At 63.2% G+C, this 19,255-nt stretch carries 20 protein-coding genes; 11 read left to right on the top strand and 9 right to left on the bottom strand.

Translation table 11 applies throughout. The features are described from left to right. Nucleotides 1–30 precede the first annotated feature (30 nt). The gene (locus O1A05_RS06565) at nt 31–492 is read left to right on the top strand and encodes a MarR family winged helix-turn-helix transcriptional regulator (RefSeq protein ID WP_270107232.1); all 462 of its coding nucleotides are present in this window, start codon (nt 31–33) and stop codon (nt 490–492) included. A 96-nt stretch (nt 493–588) separates the two neighbouring features. On the opposite strand, the gene O1A05_RS06560 is transcribed toward O1A05_RS06565, so the two are convergent. The 4 genes from O1A05_RS06560 to O1A05_RS06545 form a co-directional block, all read right to left on the bottom strand. After that, a complete protein-coding gene (locus O1A05_RS06560; protein WP_270107520.1) occupies nt 589–1,440 on the bottom strand; it encodes an ABC transporter ATP-binding protein in 852 nt (283 codons plus the stop codon). A gap of 196 nt (nt 1,441–1,636) precedes the next feature. Beyond that, nucleotides 1,637–2,410, bottom strand: coding sequence for an ABC transporter permease (locus O1A05_RS06555; RefSeq protein WP_270107231.1), 774 nt, complete (start codon nt 2,408–2,410; stop codon nt 1,637–1,639). Next, a complete protein-coding gene (locus O1A05_RS06550; RefSeq protein WP_270107230.1) occupies nt 2,407–3,414 on the bottom strand; it encodes an ABC transporter permease subunit in 1,008 nt (335 codons plus the stop codon). The genes O1A05_RS06555 and O1A05_RS06550 overlap by 4 nt, the downstream gene beginning before the upstream one ends. Before the next feature lie 152 nt (nt 3,415–3,566). Further along, on the bottom strand, nt 3,567–4,052 hold the full coding sequence (locus O1A05_RS06545; RefSeq protein ID WP_270107229.1) for a DUF3237 family protein: 486 nt from the start codon (nt 4,050–4,052) through the stop codon (nt 3,567–3,569). Between the two features lie 112 nt (nt 4,053–4,164). On the opposite strand from O1A05_RS06545, the gene O1A05_RS06540 reads away from it, so the two are divergent. The 4 genes from O1A05_RS06540 (at nt 4,165) to O1A05_RS06525 (ending at nt 8,973) form a co-directional block, all read left to right on the top strand. After that, complete coding sequence (locus O1A05_RS06540) at nt 4,165–5,505, top strand: MFS transporter (RefSeq protein WP_270107228.1); 1,341 nt, start codon at nt 4,165–4,167, stop codon at nt 5,503–5,505. Nucleotides 5,506–5,539: 34 nt separating this feature from the next. Continuing rightward, nucleotides 5,540–6,451 (top strand): LysR substrate-binding domain-containing protein, encoded by a 912-nt coding sequence (locus O1A05_RS06535; RefSeq protein ID WP_270107227.1) that lies wholly within the window; start codon nt 5,540–5,542, stop codon nt 6,449–6,451. Nucleotides 6,452–7,117: 666 nt separating this feature from the next. Further along, nucleotides 7,118–8,842, top strand: coding sequence for a sodium:solute symporter family protein (locus O1A05_RS06530; RefSeq protein ID WP_270107226.1), 1,725 nt, complete (start codon nt 7,118–7,120; stop codon nt 8,840–8,842). Between the two features lie 2 nt (nt 8,843–8,844). Then, nucleotides 8,845–8,973 carry a putative transporter small subunit gene (locus O1A05_RS06525; RefSeq protein ID WP_270107225.1) on the top strand — a complete coding sequence of 43 codons (129 nt, stop codon included), beginning with the start codon at nt 8,845–8,847 and terminating at the stop codon, nt 8,971–8,973. A gap of 83 nt (nt 8,974–9,056) precedes the next feature. Here O1A05_RS06525 and O1A05_RS06520 read toward each other — a convergent pair whose 3' ends face one another. After that, nucleotides 9,057–9,548, bottom strand: coding sequence for a DUF456 domain-containing protein (locus tag O1A05_RS06520; RefSeq protein ID WP_270107224.1), 492 nt, complete (start codon nt 9,546–9,548; stop codon nt 9,057–9,059). Nucleotides 9,549–9,572: 24 nt separating this feature from the next. Then, entirely contained in the window at nt 9,573–10,406 is an 834-nt protein-coding gene (locus O1A05_RS06515) for a M23 family metallopeptidase (protein ID WP_270107223.1), read from the bottom strand. A 277-nt stretch (nt 10,407–10,683) separates the two neighbouring features. Between O1A05_RS06515 and O1A05_RS06510 the strand changes: the two genes are divergently transcribed. The 3 genes from O1A05_RS06510 to O1A05_RS06500 all read left to right on the top strand — a co-directional run bounded on the left by O1A05_RS06510 (nt 10,684) and on the right by O1A05_RS06500 (nt 13,647). Beyond that, entirely contained in the window at nt 10,684–10,965 is a 282-nt protein-coding gene (locus O1A05_RS06510) for a hypothetical protein (protein ID WP_270107222.1), read from the top strand. Between the two features lie 17 nt (nt 10,966–10,982). Further along, nucleotides 10,983–12,122: an alanine dehydrogenase gene (gene ald, locus O1A05_RS06505; protein WP_270107221.1), complete on the top strand. Its 1,140-nt coding sequence runs from the start codon at nt 10,983–10,985 to the stop codon at nt 12,120–12,122. A 175-nt stretch (nt 12,123–12,297) separates the two neighbouring features. Beyond that, nucleotides 12,298–13,647: an MFS transporter gene (locus tag O1A05_RS06500; RefSeq protein WP_270107220.1), complete on the top strand. Its 1,350-nt coding sequence runs from the start codon at nt 12,298–12,300 to the stop codon at nt 13,645–13,647. Nucleotides 13,648–13,744: 97 nt separating this feature from the next. Here the strand turns inward: O1A05_RS06500 and O1A05_RS06495 are convergent, their stop codons facing one another. From O1A05_RS06495 to ectA, 3 genes are all read right to left on the bottom strand, one after another. Then, nucleotides 13,745–14,170 carry an ectoine synthase gene (locus tag O1A05_RS06495; RefSeq protein ID WP_270107219.1) on the bottom strand — a complete coding sequence of 142 codons (426 nt, stop codon included), beginning with the start codon at nt 14,168–14,170 and terminating at the stop codon, nt 13,745–13,747. Nucleotides 14,171–14,227: 57 nt separating this feature from the next. Then, nucleotides 14,228–15,529 carry a diaminobutyrate--2-oxoglutarate transaminase gene (gene ectB, locus O1A05_RS06490; protein ID WP_270107519.1) on the bottom strand — a complete coding sequence of 434 codons (1,302 nt, stop codon included), beginning with the start codon at nt 15,527–15,529 and terminating at the stop codon, nt 14,228–14,230. A gap of 85 nt (nt 15,530–15,614) precedes the next feature. Continuing rightward, nucleotides 15,615–16,202, bottom strand: coding sequence for a diaminobutyrate acetyltransferase (ectA, locus tag O1A05_RS06485; RefSeq protein ID WP_333482008.1), 588 nt, complete (start codon nt 16,200–16,202; stop codon nt 15,615–15,617). Nucleotides 16,203–16,556: 354 nt separating this feature from the next. Here ectA and O1A05_RS06480 point away from each other — a divergent pair, with 354 nt between their 5' ends. The 3 genes from O1A05_RS06480 to O1A05_RS06470 all read left to right on the top strand — a co-directional run bounded on the left by O1A05_RS06480 (nt 16,557) and on the right by O1A05_RS06470 (nt 19,253). Further along, nucleotides 16,557–17,465, top strand: coding sequence for a MetQ/NlpA family ABC transporter substrate-binding protein (locus tag O1A05_RS06480; protein WP_270107218.1), 909 nt, complete (start codon nt 16,557–16,559; stop codon nt 17,463–17,465). An 88-nt stretch (nt 17,466–17,553) separates the two neighbouring features. After that, complete coding sequence (locus tag O1A05_RS06475; RefSeq protein WP_270107217.1) at nt 17,554–18,585, top strand: methionine ABC transporter ATP-binding protein; 1,032 nt, start codon at nt 17,554–17,556, stop codon at nt 18,583–18,585. Further along, nucleotides 18,582–19,253 (top strand): methionine ABC transporter permease, encoded by a 672-nt coding sequence (locus O1A05_RS06470; RefSeq protein WP_442867670.1) that lies wholly within the window; start codon nt 18,582–18,584, stop codon nt 19,251–19,253. The genes O1A05_RS06475 and O1A05_RS06470 overlap by 4 nt, the downstream gene beginning before the upstream one ends. Nucleotides 19,254–19,255: the final 2 nt, after the last annotated feature.

Here is a 19,255-nt window from a genome sequence, read left to right as displayed (position 1 = left end):
TACCACCGCTGGTCAGACCGAAAGAAGCAGATGAGCACAGTATCCGAACCCATCGCCCCCGGCCTGGAACGATTCTTTGATTCCGACTTGGCTCAGGAAGTCCAGTTCTTGGCCGCCCGCGCCCGCGCCCGCGGCTCGGCTCACGCTAATGCGCAGTTGCAGGACCTCGGGATCAAAGTGCGGCAATATTCGGTGCTATCGCTGGCAGCCTCCGGCCTCAACCCTTCCCAGCGCGAGTTGGGGGTGTTTCTGGGGCTCGATCCGTCACAGGTAGTGGCACTGGTTGATCAGCTGCAAAACGATGGGCTGGTCGAGCGTCAGACCGACCCGAATGACCGTCGCTCCAAGATCGTCATCACCACGGATGACGGGCAGAAGCTCTACCAGCAAGCGCATGAAATCGTGACGGCGTCGTCCGACGTCACGCTGGGAACATTGTCCCCGCGCGAGCGCAAGCAGCTGCGCGACCTGCTCATGAAGGTCGCCTTCTAATCAACGGGAACTCTAGAAAGCAACCGGGGGCGATGCAGATGATCTGCATCGCCCCCTTTTCATGCCCCGCACAGGCGAGACGCTTCTACCTCGCGATCAAAGCCCTCCACCGTGGGTGACACTGGGCTTGCCCTTGGGCCGGGAGTCGCCCGAGGTCGCCGATAGCGTGTCCTCGGGACGGAAGCCCTTCTTGGCGAGCTGGATTTGCTCGTAGACGTGGTGGCGCAACTCGGTGAAGCGCTGCGAGGAACGGGTCTCCAGCTGATCACGCTCGTCGGGCAGATCAATCTTCACGTCCTGCTGCACCACGGTGGGCGAGGAGGACAGAATGATCACACGCTGACCGAGATACACCGACTCGTCGATGTCGTGGGTCACGAACAGCACCGAGACGCCGAGCTGCTTCCAGACCCGGCGTACCAGGTCCTCCAAGTCGGCGCGTGTCTGCGCGTCCACCGCGGCGAAGGGCTCATCCATGAGCAGGACTTCCGGCTGGTAGGCGACCGCACGGGCGATCGCCACGCGCTGCTGCATACCGCCGGACAGCTGCCACGGATAGGAGCGCGGAACGTGGGCTAGACCGACGGCTTCCAGCGCGTTATCGACGAGCTCCTTGCGGCGAGCCTTGTCCATGCCCTGATTCTTCAGCGGCAGTTCCACATTTTCGCGCACACGCATCCACGGGTACAGCGACCGGCCGTATTCCTGGAAGACGACGGCCATGGACTTGGGCGGCCCAGTGACCTTCTTGCCGTGCAGGGTGACTTCGCCGTTGGTCGGCGCCAAGAGCCCGGAGATGCACTTGAGCAGTGTGGTCTTGCCAGACCCAGAGGGCCCCACCAGGCAGGCGAGCTCGCCCTTGGGCAGGTCGAAGGTGAGGTTCCGGACGGCCTCGATGTCGCCACCGTCGGTGTGATAGACCTTCTTCAAGTTGCGCACCGAGAGCATGGCCTCGCCATCGGGCAAGGTCAAGCCCACCGGCAGTAGCCCGTCGGCGGTTTCTGCGGTGGTCCCTTGGTTCGGGACGAGAGTGGATTCGGTGGGGGTGGGTTCGGTCGTCATGGCCGGGGTCCCTTCAGCTGGTGTGGTCGATGCGGGCGCGGTACGCCGGGATGCAGGGTCGGGGGCGGGGGTGGAATGAGGATCATGCGGCATTCTCAAGCTCCCGCTGACCGTGGTACCACTTGAGCAGTATGCGTTCGACCGCCTGGAAGATGAACGAGAGGATCACGCCGATCAGACCGAGCACCACGATGCCAGACCACATCTCTGGGATGGCGAACGAGCGCTGGAACTGAACGATCAGGTAGCCCAGGCCGGCCGAGGAAGCGAACATCTCCGAGATCACCATCAGGATCAGCGCGATCGACAGTGACTGGCGTACGCCCGCCATGATCTGTGGCAGCGCCGAGGGCAGGATCAGGTAGCGCACCAGGGCGAAGCCGGTGATGCCGTAGGTGTGGGAGGTGTCCGAGAGAACCTCATCCATGGAGCGCACACCTTCGATGGTGTTGAGCAGAATGGGCCACACGGCACCCAACACGATCACCGCCACTTTCATATCGTCGCCGATGCCGATCAGCAGCATCATGACGGGGATGAGCACGGTCGGTGGGATCGCGCGGAAGAACTCCAGCGTCGGTTCCAACAGCTGGCGCAACCAGCGGAACGAGCCGATCAACAACCCGCCGATGACGCCGATGACGATGGAGAGAACGATACCGATGAACAGGCGCCCCACGGAAGGCAGCAGGTCAGACTGGATCCGACCCCAGGTCCACACATTGGAGAACGCGTTGGTCATCTGCCCCCAGTCGGGAACGAAGAAGCTGGAGGACTGCGAGGACCAGATCACCCAGGCGACCAGCAGCAGAACGGGCAGCGTCACAATGAAGAACAGGTCTTTCAGGATTTTCAATTGACGACCTCCGAACGAACCGAGGTGTGCCAGGACAGCAGCTGCCGTTCCACCACACGCATCACGAGATTGATCAGCACGCCCAAGATGCCCGTCGCCAACACGAGCGAGTACATCGAGACGTAGGCGCCACCGGACTGGGCCTTGGCGATTTCAGCACCAAGCCCCGGGGAGCCGATAATCAGCTGGGCGGTGATGGCCAGAATCAAGGCAACCGCCGCCGCGAGACGAACCCCGGTCATCAGGTAGGGCAGCGCCGTCGGAAAGACGACGTAGCGCAGGCGGGCGATCGGACCCAGACCATAAGAGCGGGCGGTGTTCATGGCCACGGTGTCCACATCGGCCACTCCGTAGAGCACCTGGATGAGGACCTGCCAGAAGCACGCATAGACAATGAGCAGCAGCGCCGATTCGATGCCGATGCCCAGCAACAGCACGGCCAGCGGAATCAGGGCCACCGAGGGCACCGGGCGCATGAACTCGATCGTCGAGTTGGTGAACTTCTTCAAGAATGGCGAGGAACCGATGATGAAGCCCAGAATGGCGGCCGCGCTCACCGCGATGAGCATGCCGATCAGCCAGGCTTTCAAGGTGTCCCAGACGGCCACCCAGAAAAGCGTCAACCCAAAGTTGCGGAACAAATCGACAATGGCCTCGGAAGCCGGCGGCATGAAGCGGGCGTTGACGATGCCCAGAATCGGCATCAGCTCCCAGATCACGAGGAAGCCGAGGATACCGACTGCGCCCAACAGTCGTGACTTCCAGCCGCGGCGCTTCCGGCGCACCGCCCGAGCGGGTCCGGTTGCCGTTTTGCGACCCGTCGCGCCGGCCTGGGCGACGGAGCCGAACGGTGCGCCCGGGTCCGGGCGCGTGGAGATATCCAGCCCGGCACTTTTATAGCCGGCGGGGTATCGATCGGCCTCTCGTCCGGAGGCCGAGGACTCCAGCCTATGGAGGCGATGGACGTCCTGTTCTTCACCCCCAGGTGATGGTTTTTCCGTCATGGTCACCCTGACTCTCTTCTGCGGCGAGTTCACTAAGTTGTGAGTTATGACACACTAGAATCAGACTAGACGCCTCGAGCGATCAATACAAGCCATCAATAGTTATGTTTCTTAACTACTTTGCTCGGTGTCGACCCGGCCGAATTCGAGGGTCAGCGGACGACCCACAGATCAATGATCACCCGGTCTGGCTCGCGTTGGCCCGAACCGATCACAATCGACGTCGACAACCAGCCCCAGGCACTCTCGTCCGTGTCTGCCACTTCGAAATGCGGGGCACACCGGAAGTAGATCCGCTCCGGCGGCACCGCCTCTCCGCGCACCAGTGCCTGGATGTCTTCTACGGCGCCCGTGCGGTAGGCAGCGTTGGTGACGAAGAGCCGCGCGCCGTCCTCCATGGCCACCACATAGCGGGCATCCAGGAATGCCTCAGAGGGCGTGCGCAGCAGTTGGAAATCTGCACCAGCGGCCAAAATCTGCCCCTGACCGCGCGGACCGGCGAAGGTGCCACCAGTAATCGGGATCACGCGGCGCTGGCCGGCGTGGGTATGCCCCACCTCAACCGGCGCGGCAACGTGCACCTCGAGTCGTCCGAGGTAGTCGAGGGCAGGCGGGGCAGGAGAAAGCGTCTGATTCATGTTCACACCTTCCTCGCCAGCAGTTGAGGATGTCAAGAATTCTGGTTGCTCAATTTTGCGACATCGGATACACATTATTTGTCTTTGCGGGACTGAGAAGCCGGCCGCATAGTTGCGCCATGACTCACACCAACTCACTGACCGCGGCGCCACCCACCGGGGTATCGCGCCGCAAGCGCCGCAAGGACCTCGTCGCCTCAACCTGGGCAACGCCCTGGAATGGTTCGACTGGAACGTCTACGCGATCTTCGCCCCGTTCTTCGCGGCCCTGTTCTTCCGCTCGGATGATCCGCTCTCTAGCCTGCTCTCGACCCTGGCCGTGTTCGCCGTTGGATTCTTGATGCGCCCCGTCGGCGGTTGGCTATTTGGACGTCTCGCCGATGAGAAGGGCCGACGGTTCAGCCTCACCCTGGCGATCCTGCTCGCCTCGGCCGGTTCCCTGATGATCGCCGTCGCCCCCACCTTCGACAGCATCGGGGTATTCGCCGGGGTGATCTTGCTGGTGGCTCGCCTGGTTCAGGGGCTGTCCCACGGTGGTGAGACGGGCAGCGCATTCACCTACCTCGCCGAAATCGCTCCGAGTCACCGGCGCGGCATGTGGGCGTCGACGCCGTGGCTGGGTGTCGCCGCGGGAACGATGCTCGCCACCGGGATGGGCGTGCTACTGACCGCGATCCTCGACGACGCGCAGATGGCGGAGTGGGGCTGGCGGGTGCCGTTCGCCGTCGCTGCGTTGCTTGGCCTGTACGCGCTGTACATCCGCCGCACCATGACGGAATCCGAGGTACACACCGCGGCGGTCACTGACGCGGCCCACGAAGCGGGCGCTTCCGCACCGAAGACCCAGCCGCTGGGCGAGGTCATGCGCGAGCTGCGCCGGGAGTGGAAGCCGCTACTGCAGATCATCGGCCTGACCATTTCCGGCGTTGTCGCCTTCTACACGTGGTTCATTTTTGCCCCGGGGTATGCGGCGCAGCAGTTTGGCATGGATGCGACGGCGTCGCTGGTCGCAGGATTGTTGGGGCAGGCGGTGTTCCTGGTGGCTATTCCGTTCATGGGGATGTTCTCTGATCGCATTGGACGCCGTTCGGTGTTGATGATTTTCGCGGCGGGCTTCGCGCTGTTGGCCTTTCCAATGGAATGGCTGCTGGGCCCGAGCCCACTGATGCTCTGGGTCACCATGGCCATGGGTTCTCTGTTGTTGGCCGCTAACTGTGCGCCGTTGGGCGCTGTGTTTGCAGAGCTGGTGCCTACCCGCCAGCGCGCCACACTGATCGGCATCGGGTATGCCACCTCTGGCGCTATCTTCGGCGGGACGGCACCGTACCTGAACACGTGGTTCTCCTCCCTCGGTCTTCACGAGTTGTTCGTGGGATATATGGTGTTGCTGTGCGTGATCAGCGTCCTTGTCATCTGGCGCATGCCCGAGACCGCGGGGCGTGCCTTCCGCTGAGGTCCCCTGAAGATCGGCGGTGGTCCTCGTGCGCATGACCTTGAGGCAGTTGGAGTGCTTCGCCTCGATTGCCCAGATGGGCAGCATCGCGGCCGCCGCCGAGAACCTGCACATCTCTCGGACCTCCGTAACGGACGCCTTGGATACATTGGAGAAAATCACCGGAACCCAACTATGCGTGCGCAGCCGCAGCACCGGGGTGGAGCTGACGGTAGCCGGCGAGGATTTTCTCACCCGGGCCGAGGAGATCCTCGCGGCGGCTGAACGACTGGAATCACCGGTATCGGATCAAGGGGTCCAGGGGGCACTCTCGGTGGGGTGTTTCTCTTCACTGGCGCCCACCGTGTTGCCCGCGGTGTGGGCGGAGCTGTCGCAGGAGCACCCCGAGCTGGAGTTGACGGTGACGTCGACGAACCGCGACGACATGCTGGCCGGGTTGAACAGCGGTGTTTTCGACGTGATCCTTGGGTACAACCTCAACGTGCTACCGGGCATCTCCACGGCCACGCTGTACGACACCCAGATGTACGCGCTCCTACCAGCAGATCATCGCCTGGCGGCGGGGCCGATGGCGCGGATCGAGGATCTGGCCCAGGAACCACTGCTGCTAATGGATGTCTCCCCCAGCCGCGAAGACATCCTCTCGTATTTCGCCCACCACACGGTGACGCCCCAGGTACGGTTCCGAAGCCCGCATTTCGAGCTGATTCGGTCGCTCGTGGCGCGCGGGTTGGGCTATTCGTTATTCATTCAGCGCCCCGCCGGTGACCAGAGCTATGAGGGACTGCCCCTGGCGTGCTTACCACTGGATCCACCCACCCATGTCGAGCGGACCTGTGTGGCGTGGTCGCGCAAGCGGGCACCGTCCGCACTGATCCGCGCGTTCGTTGCGGCTGCACAACGTCATGGTGAAGGGCTGCGCCCTTCCTCACACGGCACGGCCTGAGCCGCAGCCCGAATCACGCTCCGGCATTGCGGCCCCGCGGAGGCTTCTTCGGCGGGAGTGGAAGCGGCGGGTTCTTGGGCTGCGAGCACGGCGGCTCCAGCCAGAGTGCAGGTCACAACGGAGGCCACGGCAACGCCCCCAGCTCCAAAGCGTCGAGACGCAACGGAGCGTGAGGATCCGGGGAAGGAAACCATGTATTCAGCACCCGCTTCATCAGTAACACCGCATACCAGTGTCCGGAGTTTTCGGGCACACTCGTCAACACGGTAGAAGATGGAGAGGGAAGCCACTTGTCATCCCAACGGGACCCGACAAAGAGCACTAGAGATGTGACAGCATTTACGACGACGGCACGGTTACCAGCGCTACTGAAACGTCACTTCGGTTAGCTATCCTCGCCCCACTGTGCCAGAATGAGCACGTTCAGCCCGAGCTGAAGCTCATGAGATGTGAGCGACGCAGGCGCGCGCCGACCCCACAGGGTCGGGACTGTGCAGCCGGTCGACGATCCAGCATGAGCGCCCGACGCGGTCCGAGAGGGACCCCCGCTGGAAACGCAGCGATGGGACGAGCGTTCATTCACGCCTGAAGAGGGCGCTCGTCAGCGAGCCCGGGCCCTGCGGCGCCACCCGCGCCGCAGCCTGACCGACGAGCGAAAGGAAACGCGTGCCGCCTGCTACGGATGCACCAGAACTCAGTCAACTCTCCATTCCCGTGGTGATCCTGCTTATTGTGATCTTCTACGGGGGAACCCTGTTGATGTCCTTCATAATCGGGCGCAAGAAGGAGAATGCCGACGCGTACATGACCGCGGGAAACCGCATCGGCTTCGGCGTTTCAGCCGCTTCGATGACCGCCACCTGGATTTGGGCATCATCCATGTACGCCTCGGCGGAAGCCGGCTACAACTACGGCGTCTCCGGACCGATCCACTATGGTCTCTGGGGCGCGCTAATGATCCTGTTCATCTACCCGTTCGGACGGCGCATCCGAAAGGTCGCCCCACGCGCGCACACGCTTGCCGAGGTCATGTACGCCCGGCACGGCCGGTCCTCCCAGCTGATGCTGGCCGGCTCGAATGTGCTCGGTTCGGTCATCTCGCTGACCTCCAACTTCATTGCCGGTGGCGCACTGATCGCCATCCTCTCCCCGCTGAGCTTCGGCGCAGGCATTGTGATTGTCGCCGCGGGTGTGCTGCTCTACACCCTGTGGTCCGGATTCCGCGCCTCGGTGCTTACCGACTTCGCGCAGGTGATGGCCATGCTGGGTGCCGCCGCGATCATCATCCCGGTGATCTTCTTCGTCGCTGGTGGCCCGGGCATGTTCGAGGCCGGCGTGGCCTCGGGTAACGTCACCGCCCAGCAGCAGAACTTCTTCTCCTCGGATGCGTTCATGAACCAGGGCGCACCCTACATCGCTGCCGTGCTGGCCTACGCCATCGGTAACCAGACCATCGCCCAGCGTCTCTTCGCGGTGCGTGAGGACCTGATCAAGCCGACCTTCATCACCGCGACGGTAGGGTATGGCGCCACCGTGATCGGTATCGGCATGCTCGGCGTGATGGCACTCTACCTGGGCGTCGAGCCGCTGCAGGGCGACACCAACAACCTGATCCCGCAGATGACCGGCACCTACCTCGGCCCCGTGCTGCTGGCGCTGGCTTTCATCATGATCATCGGTTCGCTGTCGTCGACGGCGGACTCTGATCTGTCGGCGCTGTCCTCGATCGTCATGACCGACATCTACGGTCAGGGCAAGGGCCGCAAGAACGTGAACCCTCGGTTCATGCTCCTCGTCGGCCGCATCACGATGATCGTCGCGACCGCCGCAGCGTTATATTTCGCCACCGCCCGGTTCAGCATCCTGGACCTGCTGGTGTTTGTGGGCGCACTCTGGGGCTGCTTGGTCTTCCCGGTGATCGCCTCGTTCTACTGGAAGAAGGTCACCAACGCCGCCTTCACCGTCTCGGTGCTGGCCGCCCTGGCGTTCTTCCTGCCGGTGCGCTTCGACTGGATTCCGGCCGTGGGCGCCTGGGGCATCGTCGTCGAGGCCCTGGCGATCGTCGGAATCGGCGTGGTGCTGGGCATCATGTCCTTCGGGTTCTTCGGCATGCGCACAGCGATCATCGTCGGCACGGTGGCTGTCGTTGCGGTGCTGCCCTTCGGCTTCGGTTACCTGCGCGACTACCCGGTGCTCTCCGGTTCGCTCGTCGCCTACGCCGTGAGCTTCCTGGTCTGCTACTTCATGTCGTTCCGGTCCAAGCAGGACTACGACTTCAGCAAGATCGCCAAGGTGACCGGCAACTTCGATGAGTCCACCCCGGCCGCCACCGACGTCAACGGCTCCACCGACGAACTCACCGCATCCGCTTCAACCCAAGGAGAGAAGTAACCATGACAGTGGGACTGACCATCTATGTTCTGATGTGGCCGATCCTGGTCGCCATCATCATGTTCGTGATCGCCCGCGGATTCTTCGCCGACTGGCGCGAGGCACGCAAGGAGGGCCGGTCGATCATCTGATCCTCCGCCCGCTGATCGCAGCAGCGGTCTGCACGACGTCGGCCTCCGAGCTCACCGCTCGGAGGCCGACGTGTTTAACTGATTCAGCCCATGAAGTGCAGCAGCACCCCGAGCCCGAAGACCCCGGTGGCGAGAATGGCGCAGCCGCATTCGACCACCATGCCCCACCCCATGGCCCTCAGTGCTTGCAGGGAGGAGCGCAACGCCAGCTGCAGGTCGCGACGGCGGACGTACTCGGCGGCGAAAAGACCCAGGGCGAAGCCGATGAACAGCCCCACGAAGGGGATCACGAAAATGCCGACGACGGCGCTGGCGGTAGCCACGAGAATCGGACCCTTGGGGATGGCTTCGCGCTTCATGGTGCGCCCGGTGAGGACCAGGGAGGCCGACATGCCCACCAGGGCGAGAGCGGCGCCGATGACCCCGGTGGACCAGGAGGCGGATGATCCCAGGATCCAGGCCCAGGCGATCAGGGTGACGACGGCGACGGGCGATCCAGGGATGATGGGAAAGATGGTTCCGGCCACCGCGACGAGCATGAGCAGGGCCGCGACGACGGTGACGATGATCTCCACGACAGTGAAGTCTACCGCCGGGGATCAGTTGGTGCTGGCGGTCTGAACGTCACTGTCTGACGAGTCAGTGGCGGTGCCGCGGCTTAGCGGCGGCAGGTAGAGCGCCGGGTCAACGGTTTCGCCATCGACGATGATTTCCAGGTGCACGTGCGGGCCGGTGGAGTTACCGGTCGAGCCGGCAGCGGCCAGGGTCTCGCCTGCGCTGACGGCCTGGCCCACGGAGACGTGCAGCTGCGAGTTGTGGCTGTAGGCCGTGGTGACGCCGTTGCCATGGTCGATCTCCACACGCCAGCCGCCGGTGACGTGCCAGCCGGCGAAGGTCACGGTGCCGTCGCCCGAAGCCTGCACGGGGGTTCCGGTGGGCACGGGGTAATCCTGGCCGATGTGGAACTGGTAGCCGTAGCCGGTGGGGTTGGAGCGCATGCCGTAGGGCGAGGAAATGCGGTTCGCGTTCACCGGGTGCGCCAGGCGCAGGTCACCGGGGAGCTCGAGCTCGCCGCCTGCCATCACGGCCTCAACAGCGGTCGAGGCGCTCCGCAGGCCCAGTTCTTCAACGGTCGGCGCTCCGGCCTCCGTGGTGGCTTCTTCATCCGAGGCGGCGGCTTCAGCAGCAACAGCAGTGTCGGCAACATCGCTTCCGGAGCCGCTGGCTTCAACAGTGCCGCCCTCGATGACGAAGCTCTCGCGCTCGGCGATGGAGTCGGATTCCTGCGCGGTCACCGAGGTGCGCTCGACGTCGAGGTTTTCCGGCTGAGCAACGAGTCCAGCAGTGAGGACCGAAAGTCCGGTGGCGCACACAGCGGCAGAGGTGAATGCGAGACGTCGAATGGAACGACGTACCGGACGAATTTCGGACACTCTGCACCCCCGGTGCGCTGTACTGGATAGCTGATCTGAAAGATCACCGTTTGATAACTTTTCGGATGATCCTGGATCAGCTTAGGGGAGATTCGAGGGAAATTCCACCGGCAAAGCGGCCGATCTAGCGCCACAAACGGCGAAAAACCGCCAAGATCCGCATGATCTCAACGGTTTATCGGTTCGTGATCATTTTGTGACCTTCAGGGGATTCACAGCCCCGACGAGAGCGGCATCACGAATTCCACTCCACCAGCGCCGAGTAGTTCGTGCCGTTATGACTGCAGTCACGCTCGGCCAGCACGAACGGCTTCAGCCCCTGGCTACCAACATGGCGGCAGCACCGGCCGCGGACATCATTTTCGTCATGCGCTTCATCGTCGCTCCTTTGTTCACGTTTGTTCACGGACGGCGCGATCTCGATCCACACGACCGCGTCAGCCCGCTTTCTCTAGTGACTCGCCACACGCGACGCAGGCACGCAAACAGCCTCAAGACGTGGATCTCTGCAAAAATCCAGGGAATCACCTGGTTGCCACCTTTGATGAATGTGGCCTGACTCACTAGGCTGAACTCATGAAGATCGGTGTACCCCGCGAAATCAAGAACAGTGAGAATCGTGTGGCGCTGACCGACGTCGGCGTCAATGAACTCACGCGCGACGGGCACGAGATCTTCGTGGAACGCGGCGCCGGCGTGGGCTCGGGCATCACCGATGAGCATTACGAGCAGGCCGGCGGCATCCTGATCGACTCCCCCGATGATCTTTGGGCAGATGTCGAGATGATCGTCAAGGTCAAAGAGCCGGTCAACGAAGAGCTCTCCCGCATGCGCCGCGGCCAGATCCTGTTCACCTTCCTGCATCTGGCCGCCTCCGCGGAATGCACCCGTGCCGTGCTGGACTCGGGCACGACGGCGATCGCCTACGAGACGGTCCACCGTGACGGCGCCCTGCCGCTGCTCGCACCAATGAGCCAGATCGCTGGCCGTATCGCCCCGATGGCCGGGGCTTACCACCTCACCCAAGCCCAGGGCGGCTCGGGCATCTTGCTCAGTGGCGCCACCGGCACCCGGCGGGCGAATGTGGTGGTGATCGGCGGCGGCGCAGCCGGGGAATCCGCCGCGGTGGTGGCGGCCGGCATGGGTGCGAACGTCTCCGTCATCGACGTCAACCTCACCCGCCTGGCCCACCTCGAGCACACCCACCAGCAGCGCTTCGCCACGCTGGCTTCCTCGGCCATGACGATTGGCTCCGCCGTCGCTGATGCCGACCTGGTGATCGGCTCCGTGCTGATCCCCGGCGCGGCCGCCCCGAAACTCGTCACCCAGGACATGGTGGCGGCCATGCGCCCCGGATCCGTACTGGTCGACATTGCCATCGATCAGGGCGGTTGCTTCGAGGGCTCCCGCCCCACCACACATGACAATCCGACGTACATCGTGCACGACGCACTGTATTACTGCGTGGCAAACATGCCCGGAGCGGTCCCCCAGACGTCGACAGCAGCTCTCAGCCAGGCCACGCTCCCCTATCTGCGCCGCGTAGCCGGTCAGGGTTGGCGAGAGGCACTGCGCGCCGATGAGGGGCTGGCAGAGGGCCTCAACGCCCACGACGGCGTGCTCACCCAGCGCGGAGTCTTCGACGCCGTCGCCGAGGAACTGCAGCTGAACGAGCAGAGTCACCTGCGCACCATCGACGAGGTCCTCGCCGGTTAGCGCGCCCCGCACCCCACACCCCGCACCAAGGAAGACGAACGGCCCGGACACCCGGGCCGTTCGTCGCGTTCAGGCCACCAATTTCATTGCACCCTTGACTGACTGTGATCTAGGTCATAGTCTGCATGCAACGCTGTTGCGTTGAACGCACCCTCATTTCAAGGATCTGCACATCATGTCTTCAGACCACCCCACCATGACCTCCGCCGAACACCGAATATCAGAACCTAAGCCCAACACCGCTGGACTCGTCCCCATCACGCCGGGCACCCGGCGTCGCGTCGTCGGCGCCACTTTTATCGGAAACTTCGTCGAGTGGTTCGACTACGCCGTCTACGGCTACCTCGCTTCGACCATCGCCGTCACCTTCTTCCCACCGGGCAACGAGACGGCCCAGCTACTCAGCGCCTGGGGCGTCTTCGCCGTATCGTTCCTCATCCGCCCGATCGGCGGCTTCGTGTGGGGCTGGATCGGCGACCGTTACGGCCGCAAGACCGCCCTGTCCTGGTCGATCCTGATCATGTCACTGGCGACCTTGTGCATCGGGTTGCTGCCCACCTACGAAGCCATCGGGATGATTGCTCCCCTGCTCCTGCTGCTGATTCGCGTGATTCAGGGATTCTCTGCCGCGGGTGAGTATGCGGGCGCCTCGGCCTTCCTGGTGGAGTACGCACCGCGGGGAAAGCGCGGCCGCTATGCCAGCGTGGTGCCAGCTTCGACCGCCAGCGGCTTGCTGTTCGGACTGCTCTTCGTCACTGTGCTGACCGGCGCCCTCGGTCAGCCCACAATCTCCGAGTGGGCTTGGCGCATCCCCTTCTGGCTAGCCGGGCCTCTGGGCATCATCGGCCTGTACATCCGGATGCGACTGGAAGATACCCCCGCTTTCGCGGAGCTCGCGGAAAAGGACGATGTCGTGCGCGCACCCTGGCGTGAGCTATTCGTGGACAACTGGCGCGTGCTGCTGCAGACATTCGGAGCCGCGCTGCTGAACGCCGTCGCCTTCTACGTGCTGCTGAGTTACATGCCGAATTATCTGGAGACGCAGCTGAACCTGTCGGTCACGGAAGCCAATGTGATGACGTCGATCTCGCTGATCACCTACATCGGGTTCATCGTGATCACCGGCGGCCTCTCGGACCGACTGGGCCGCAAGAAGGTGCTGCTCTCTGCCTCCGTCACGATGTTTGTGCTGGCGATCCCGGCATTCATGCTGCTCGACGAGGGCTTTTTCATCGGCACCTTCGTCCTGGTCATCATGGGCGCCACGCTCACCCTGAATGACGGCGTGCTGCCGAGCTACCTCTCCGAGCAGTTCCCCACGAAGATCCGCTATTCGGGATTCGCGGTGTCCTTCAATACCGCCAACGCCCTGTTCGGTGGGTCTGCGGCTTTCGTTGCCACGCTGCTGATCTCTTGGACCGGATCGACGCTCGCCCCGGCATGGATGCTCATGGTGGCAGCTGCTATTGCGTTCGTATCCGTCATGATGTCGAAGGAGACGTCGCACCAGGCACTGCGCTCCTGATCTGAAGACACAGACGGCGGTCCGCCCCACGGAATGAACCGTGGGGCGGACCGCCGTCGTTCAAGCAGCCGGAACTAGCCGGCACAGACCGTCTCGATCAGACGCGAGCCTTGGTGGGCACCTTGCGTGAGGAGCCTTCCTCGGTCACCAGCGGGTAGACGCCGTTCTCATCGTGGGTCTCACGACCGGTGACGGGAGGGTTGAACACGCAGGCCATCCGCAGTTCGGTTTCGGCGCGCACAGTGTGCTTCTCGTGGCCGTCGAGCAGGTACAGGGTGCCGTCCTTCAGCTCGTGTACCTCACCGGTCTCCTCGTTGGTGAGGGTGCCGGTGCCCTGCACGCAGTACACGGCCTCGATGTGGTTCTGGTAGTGGAACGTCGAGGTGGTGCCGGCGTAGATCACGGTGTCGTGCATGGAGAAGCCCACGCCCTCGCGAGCCAGCACGATCCGGCGCGAGCGCCAGGTCTCGGACTGGACATCGCGCTCGGTGTCGTTCAGGTCGTTCAGGTTCGTCACGATCATGGAAGATCCTTTCTCGAAAAGTCAGCTCAGGGGTGAGACGGCGCAAAACCGTCCGGATCAGGAGGTCACCAGGGTGTTGTCGGTGGTGTCTTCGACGGCGATCTCCACACCGGTCACGGCGCTCACGGCCTCGGTAATGATGTTGAGGCCACGCTGCAGCTCCTCCAACGGGGTGGTCAGCGGGGGCATGACCTTCAGCACCTCGTCCTGAGGGCCGGAGGTCTCCACCAGCAGTCCGCGCTGAAACGCCTCGGCGGCCACCTTGCCGGCCACCTCCGGGTCCTCGAAGCAGACGCCAGTGAGCAGTCCGCGGCCACGCACCGAGGAGCCGTCTACGGCAGCGGCGATCTTCATCAGCTTGTCCTGGGTGAGATCAATGGCCTGAGCGAGCTGGCCCTTCTCGAAGGAGTCATCGCTCCAGAATTCCTTGAATGCGGTGGTCGCGGTGACAAACGCCAGGTTGTTCCCGCGGAAGGTGCCGTTGTGCTCGCCGGGCTCCCAGACGTCCAGCTCGGGCTTGAACAGGGTCAGAGCCAGCGGCAGGCCGGAGCCGGAGATCGACTTGGACACGCAGACGATGTCCGGGGTAATGCCCGCTTCCTCGAAGGAGAAGAACGAGCCGGAGCGGCCACAGCCGGCCTGAACGTCGTCGACAATCAGCAGAATGTCGTGGCGCTGGCACAGATCGGCCAGGCCGCGCAGCCATTCGGCGCGAGCGGCACGCAGGCCGCCTTCACCCTGAATGGTCTCGACGATGATGGCGGCGGGCTTGTCCACGCCGGAACCGGAGTCTTCCAGCACGCGCTCGAGCCAGATGAAGTCCTCGGTTTCGCCGTTGAGGTAGTCATCGTAGGGGATCTTGGAGCTGTTGGTCAGCGGGATGCCGGCGCCCTTGCGCTTCATCGAGTTACCGGTCACCGACAGCGACCCCAGGGTCATGCCGTGGAAAGCGTTGGTGAAGGAGAGCACGTGCTGACGGCCGGTCACCTTACGGGCCAGCTTCAGCGCAGCCTCCACGGTGTTGGTACCCGTCGGGCCGGGGAACATCACCTTGTAGTCCAGATTGCGGGGCTCCAGGATGAGCTCGCGGAAGGTGGTGAGGAATTCGCGCTTGGCCGGGGTCATCATGTCGAGCGAGTGCAGCGGGCCACCGCCAGCAATGTACTCGGAAATGGCAGCCACCAGCTTCGGGTGGTTATGGCCGTAGTTCAGCGCGCCAGCGCCGGCGAAGAAGTCGAGGTACTCGGTGCCATCTTCGGAGACCTGCTTCGATCCGGATGCCTTCTCGAAGACGGCGGGCCAGCTGCGGCTGTAGCTGCGGACGGCGGATTCGGTGGTTTCAAAAATCTCGTTGTTCATCATTGGTCCTTCCTGAAGGCCATGTTGAGGTGAGGTGTTCGAGTAGTGGTGAGTGGGGGTTATGGGAGGGGATCGAGATGGATAGCTAGCGGATGCCTGCGTCATGGTTCGCATCATCAGAGCCGAACAGCGGCTCGATGCGGTGGAGGAACTCGGTGTCGTGACCGTCCGGGTACATCTCGGGGGTGAACAGAGCCGTGACCACATGGTCGGCTCCGCGACGACGGGCCAGCGAGGCAAACAAGGCTTTGGAGCCCTGGTTGTCGTCGGTGATGGTGGTTTCCAGGGCGTCAGCCCCGGTGCGCTCGACCAGTTCGTCCAGCATGAGGGAAGCCAGGCCGACTCCGCGGGCGGATTCGCTGACTGCCACCTGCCAGATCATCAGGGTCCGCGGCTCATCGGGGCGCAGGTACCCGGTCACGAAGCCAATGGGGGCTCCGTTGCGCTCGGCCAGCAACGAGGTGCTGCCGAAATCCCTGCTCCAGAGCAGGTAGTAGTACGAGGAGTTCAGGTCCAGGACCTGGCTGTCTCGTGTGAGCGTCCACAGGGCGGCACCGTCATTCACCGTCAGCGGGCGAAGAACGACGTCCTGGGAGTCAGGTGAAGTGCTATCTCTCGTTTCAAGGTTGGTTGTGGTGCTGTCTGTTCCGGTGGTGTCACTTTCATCAGGCATCGCTCTTCACGATAGCGACCTGAGAAATGCTTTCAACCGCGCCAGGAGCGCGATCCGGGCTTATTCGTGACCGTTCAACCCCGGTGCATCGGCAAGGGCACAACGATTTCCACGGGGCCGGTCAGGTCCTCACACACCGAATCGATTTGTTACCAAGTTGTGACCTTTACTGTGACCTGGCTCTCTAAAATGGCGGCCAGAAGCGTTTCGCTTCCCCGACGTGGCTGGAATCTCCGCGCCGACGCGCGCCGATGTCCTTATTTAACGGCATATAACGGCGCATGACGCCCGCGTCGCAGTTCTTCATATACTTGATCCGCCTGTCTATCACTAGCAATTACCGAGGAGCCACCCATGCTTACTTCGTCAACGCGACGCCACGCGCGTCTACTCTCCGTCTCCGGAATCGTCCTGGCTGGCGCCTTGGCACTGTCCGCTTGCGGTGGCGACAGCGGCGCCGAACTCGGCACCGAGGAGAACCCTGTGCAGCTGGGCGTCGTCGGCGCTTCCGAGCCGTACTGGGCCACCTTTGAAGAAGCCGTCGAGGCAGACGGCATCAGCATCGACATCGTGGACTTCACCGAATACACGCAGCCCAACCCGGCCCTGTCTGAAGGCGAGCTGGACATCAACCAGTTCCAGCACATTCAGTACCTGGCCGACTACAACGTCTCCGCCGGTGACGATATCCAGCCGATCGGCGCCACCGCCATCTACCCGCTGGGCTTCTACTCCGAAAAGTACGACTCCATTGACGAGATTCCGGACGGAGAAGAGGTCGTCGTTCCCAATGACTCCGTCAACCGTGCGCGCGGCCTGCTGGTGCTGCAGTCTGCCGGGCTGATCACCCTGCGCGACGGCGGCAATGCCTCATCGAACCTCGAAGACGTCATTGCCGAGGAGTCCCGCGTGACCGTCACCGAGCTCGACGCCGCAGTCACCGTGACCTCGCTGCCCGACGTAGCGGGCGCCATTGTCAACAACGACTTCATCAACGATGCCGGCCTGAGCCCAGAAGACGCTCTGGCCGAAGATGATCCGAACGACGAGGCCGCTCTGCCTTACGTCAACATCTTCGCCACGAAGGCCGAAGACGTCGACAACGAGGTGTTGAACCGCCTCGTCGAGATCTACCAGACCGACCAGGCCGTGCTGGACGGCGCTCAGGAGTCCGCTGGTGGCACCGCCGTCTTCCTCCAGACTCCGGCATCCGAATTGCAGGAATCGCTGACAACCACCGAGGACGCACTGCGGGCCGAGTAGAATCGTCTATCCCAGCCTGTCGTCGGCCGGTGTCCTCCTCGAGAGGACGCCGGCCGACGACGGGCATCACAGGAAGGACCATCCACTTATGGCCCATATTTCGCTGAAGGGCGTCTCCAAGGTCTACCCCGCACCACGCCGCGGATTTGCAGAGACGGTGGCCGTGGATGATGTCACGCTCGACATTGAACGGGGCGATGTTTTCGGAATCATCGGCTACTCCGGTGCCGGGAAATCGACCCTCGTCCGGCTGATCAATGCACTCGAGCCGGTGACCGCAGGCTCCATCACTATCGACGGCGTCGACATCACCGCCCAGTCCGCGTCAAAACAGCGTGCCATGCGCACCGGAATCGGCATGATTTTCCAGCGGTTCAATCTGCTGTCGTCTCGTTCGGTGCGTCGCAACGTGGAGTATTCACTCGAGGTCGCCGGAATGGGGCGGAGCGAACGCAAAAAGCGTGCTCTGGAACTGCTCGATTTCGTCGGTCTTGCAGACAAAGCCGGTGCATTCCCGGAGCAACTCTCGGGTGGGCAACAGCAGCGCGTTGGCATCGCCCGCGCGCTCGCTGCGGATCCGCCGATCCTGCTCGCCGATGAGGCCACCTCCGCGCTGGACCCGGAGACGACGGACGAGGTCCTCGATCTGCTGGCGCGCGTCAACCGCGAGCTCGGTATCACCATCGTGGTGATCACCCACGAGATGGACGTCATCGCCCGGATCGCCAACAAGGTCGCGGTCATGGAGCGCGGCCAGGTCGTCGAGACCGGCAACACCTACGATGTCTTCACCAATCCGCAGACCGCCACGGCGAAGCGCTTCGTGCGCACCGTGGTGCGCAACCTGCCCTCCGGCGACGAGCTCACCGAGCTGCGCTCCCACCACGAGGGCCGGCTCTTCACCATCTCCTTCACGGACGAGGGTGTCTCCGAAGCCCGCGTGTTCGGCGCCCTGGCCCGAGCAGGAGTGGACTTCAACCTCGTCTACGGCGGGGTGGATTCCATTCAGGGCCGCGTCTATGGCCTGCTGACCATCGCCGTGCGCGGTGATGCGACCGCCGTCGACCAAGCGGTCGGCTCCATCGGTTCCAGCGTGAAAGTGGAGGAGGTCTTCGCATGAGCGACATCATCACCGAAGTCAGCGCGCTGATGCCAACCCTGCTCGACCAGGCCGGCATCATGCTCTGGATCGTCGCACTGTCCTTGCTCTTTGGCGGAATCGCGGGGCTCATCCTGGGACTGTTGCTTTATGTCACCCGCAAGGGCGGCATTCTGCAGCAGCCAATCATCTTCTGGGTGATCAACATCCTGGTGAACACCTTCCGCCCGGTGCCCTTCATCATCTTCATCGCCGCCGTGCAGCCTTTGGCACGTGTGGTGGTGGGCCGAGGCATCGGTGCCGAAGCGGTCGTTTTCGGCATCTCGATCGCGGCCAGCTTCTTCATCGCCCGCCTGGTCGAGCAGAACCTGATGTCGGTGGACCCCGGCGTGATCGAGGCTGCTCGCGCGATGGGCGCAGGCCCCTGGCGCATCATTTGGACGGTTATTCTTCCCGAAGCACTCGGACCGCTGGTGCTGGGCTACACCTTCGCCATCATCGCCTTGATCGATATGTCCGCGGTGGCCGGCATTATCGGCGGCGAAGGCTTGGGCAACTACGCCGTCGCCTATGGCTATCGGCAGTTCAACCCGGTGGTCACCTGGTCCGCGTTGTTCCTCATCGTGATCGTGGTTCAAGTGATTCAGGCGCTGGGCAATGTTCTGGCCCGAAAGATCCTGCGTCGATAACA

The sequence above is a fragment of the Citricoccus sp. NR2 genome, from assembly GCF_027594385.1.
Classification (GTDB): domain Bacteria; phylum Actinomycetota; class Actinomycetes; order Actinomycetales; family Micrococcaceae; genus CmP2.
Note: the sequence above shows the minus strand (reverse complement) of the source record. Positions and strands in the feature narration are given on the sequence as shown.